General features: G+C 65.8%; 2 protein-coding genes. Both read left to right on the top strand.

The window, feature by feature from the left end; translation table 11 throughout:
- The coding region (gene hisS / locus RMO81_RS08725; RefSeq protein WP_310475443.1) for a histidine--tRNA ligase at window positions 1–1,027 on the top strand (1,027 nt) is incomplete at its 5' end.
- Window positions 1,024–1,829 (top strand): PCRF domain-containing protein (locus RMO81_RS08720; protein WP_310475441.1); only part of this gene is annotated, 806 nt, incomplete at its 3' end. The genes hisS and RMO81_RS08720, both read left to right, overlap by 4 nt.

Genomic DNA, 1,829 nt, shown 5'->3' with positions numbered 1-1,829 from the left:
GCCCGAATTCACCGCCGGCATCGCGCGTGCCTACATCGAAAATGGCTGGCAGCAGCTGGCGCCGTTGAAGCTGGCGGCGTGGGGGCCATTGTTCCGCTACGAACGCCCGCAAAAGGGTCGCTTCCGCCAGTTTCACCAGCTCGATGCCGAAATATTGGGTGCGGGGGAGCCGGCGTCTGACGTGGAAGTCATTGCACTGGGCCAGCATCTGCTCGAAGCGCTGGGTGTGGCAGGTGAGGTGGAACTCACCCTCAATTCGATGGGCGATCCCGAAACGCGAAGCGCATGGAGCGCCGCCGTTGCCGCCTACTTCGCGGCCCATCGCGGTGATTTGTCCGAGGACAGCCAGCGCCGGCTCGAAACCAACCCGCTGCGCATCCTCGACAGCAAGAATGAAGGCGATCAGGCGCTGGTGGCCAATGCGCCGCAGATCGACGATTATTTCACCGTGGATGCAGGGGCGTTCTTTGATCGCCTGCAGGCCGGTCTGCAGGCCAGCGGCATCGCCTGGACGCGCAATGCCCGGCTGGTGCGCGGGCTGGATTATTATCGCCACAGCGTGTTCGAGTTCGTCACGCAAAGCCTGGGCGCGCAGGGCACCGTGCTGGGCGGCGGGCGTTATGACGGCCTGATCGGCCATATGGGCGGCCCGGAAACCCCGGCTGTCGGTTGGGCGGCGGGCATCGAGCGGCTGGCCATGCTGGTGGCGGAACCGGCCTTGCCCCATATCCAGGTCGCCGTGGTCGCCGTCGGGCCCGAAGCCGAAAGCGGTGCGCTGGCGCTGCTGCACAGTCTGCGGTTGGCCGGCGTCGCCGCTGAACAGGGCTGGCGCGGCAATCTGAAGAAAAAGATGGAGCGTGCCGGCAAGTCGGGCGCGCGGCTGGCTGTGCTGATTGGTGCTGACGAAGTGGCGGCCGGCATCGTCACCCTGCGCGATATGGGCAGCGGCGAGCAGGTACCGGTGGCCATGGGCGAGGCCCTTGCCGCCATCCTGGCCCGCCTGTCCGGGGGCGGCCTGAAGGGATGAGCCTGCCTGTTGAGCGCATCGCCCAGATCGAGCGCCGCCATGCCCAATTGGCGCACGACATGGGCAATCCGGCGCTGGCGCCCGAACAATTCGTGGCGCTGTCCAAGGATTATGCCGAACTGACCCCGCTGGTAGACGCCGCGCAGGCGTGGCGCGCCTTGCAAACGACACGCGATGAACTGCAGGCCATTCCTGCCAGCGACGAAATGCATGGGCTGGCGCAGGAAGAACTGGCCAGCATCAACGCCCAGTTGCCGGCCGTCGAGCGCGCACTGGCGCTGAGACTGCTGCCGCGCGATGCCGCCGATGATCGTTCTGCCGTACTGGAAATCCGCGCTGGCACCGGCGGCGACGAAGCTGCGCTGTTCGCTGGCGATCTTGCTCGCATGTATGAACGTTACGCCGCAAGCCACGGCTGGCGCTGGGAAATACTCTCGGCCAGCTCATCGGATGTCGGCGGCTTCAAGGAAATCATTGCCAGCGTCTCCGGCGTTGGAGTGTTTGCCCGGCTGAAGTTCGAAAGCGGTGTGCACCGCGTGCAGCGCGTGCCCGCCACCGAAGCCGGCGGCCGCATTCATACCAGCGCTGCCACCGTGGCCGTGCTGCCCGAGGCCGAGGATGTGGACGTCGCCATCGACGAGAAGGATCTGCGGATCGACGTGTATCGTGCTTCGGGTGCCGGCGGCCAGCATGTCAACGTGACGGATAGCGCGGTCAGGATCACCCATATCCCCAGCGGCGTCGTGGTGGCCGTGCAGGATGAACGCAGCCAGCACAAGAACAAGGCCAAGGCACTGAAATT

Origin of the sequence: Sandarakinorhabdus sp., assembly GCF_031422795.1 — a bacterium.
Classification (GTDB): Bacteria; Pseudomonadota; Alphaproteobacteria; order Sphingomonadales; family Sphingomonadaceae; genus Sandarakinorhabdus.
Note: the sequence above shows the minus strand (reverse complement) of the source record. Positions and strands in the feature narration are given on the sequence as shown.